Here is a 751-nt window from a genome sequence, read left to right on the forward strand (position 1 = left end):
AAAAACGTCTTTTGGTTCGGCTATAAAGGTCATCTTCTCGTGGATTGTAAAAGCCAATACATTTTAAGTTCCTTGCTTTCGTCGGGAAATGTCAATGATGGGAAAATGGCGATTCCGCTGCTTAAAGCTCTACATGAACTTCGTCCCAATTTGAAACCTTCCTATACGCTTTTAGATGCTGGTTACGATTACACCCCAATTTACCAACAAGCAAAAGTCATAGGGTCAAGGGCCCTCATCGATTACAATCCAAGAAATGAACAACTACCAGAAGACAAGGACAAATACTTTCGCCCTAAGTGTCAACAAGGTCATTCCTACCGATATGATAGCTATGATTCCCAATACGACACGTTGAAATATACTCAACCCAAGGAATGCAAAGAGTGTCCTCTGAAAGAAAACAACCAGTGTCAAAAAGTATTCAAGGTAAAGGTTTCATCAGACCCCAGAAAATACACTGTTCCGGCCAGAGGAAGCGAGAGCTACTTCGAACTCTATAAACAAAGAACAGCCGTAGAACGTGTTAATGCTTATCTCAAAGAGTACTTTCAGTTAAACAACATTCGACATCGAGGAAACTTAGCCAAAGTCGACTTCGAGTTTTCTATCTTGGCCTATACCCTCTGTAAATTGGCCGTAGACCGATTGAACAAATCTAAACGTATTGCTGCATAAATTTTTCAAAAAGTGTTATACCAAAATTCTGAAGGACTAACCTTTAGCAACTATACATTATGAAATTGACTCA

1 protein-coding gene is annotated in these 751 nt (G+C 39.4%); it reads left to right on the forward strand.

The window, feature by feature from the left end; all coding sequences use genetic code 11:
- A partial coding sequence (locus tag DSOL_RS26175) for a transposase (RefSeq protein WP_139314642.1) occupies nucleotides 1-678 on the forward strand: 678 nt, incomplete at its 5' end.
- Between the last annotated feature and the right edge of the window lie 73 nt (nucleotides 679-751).

The sequence above is a fragment of the Desulfosporosinus metallidurans genome (genome assembly GCF_001936615.1).
In the GTDB taxonomy this organism is placed as follows: domain Bacteria; phylum Bacillota; class Desulfitobacteriia; order Desulfitobacteriales; family Desulfitobacteriaceae; genus Desulfosporosinus; species Desulfosporosinus metallidurans.